The following is a 214-nucleotide window of genomic DNA, read 5'->3' on the forward strand; positions in this document are numbered from 1 at the left end:
CTATGAACTGACGCCGGACCAAGTGGACTGTGTTGTCTTCTGCTCTAAAAATTATGCCCCCATTCTTCCGCATATCAACAGCATCACCGAGCGCTTCCATACCTACTTCCACTATACGATTACGGCCTACGGAAAGGAAATTGAACCGGGTGTTCCCGGCATTGATGAAAGCATGGCCACGCTGGCAAAACTTTCGGAAGTTGTCGGAGCAAAC

Annotated in this window: 1 protein-coding gene; it reads left to right on the top strand. The window is 49.5% G+C overall.

What is annotated here, in order from left to right:
- On the top strand, positions 1-214 hold a 214-nt coding region (locus tag CI070_RS02210; RefSeq protein WP_143245516.1), incomplete at both ends, for a DUF1848 family protein.

Origin of the sequence: Akkermansia muciniphila (genome assembly GCF_900184965.1) — a bacterium.
GTDB lineage: Bacteria > Verrucomicrobiota > Verrucomicrobiia > Verrucomicrobiales > Akkermansiaceae > Akkermansia > Akkermansia muciniphila_A.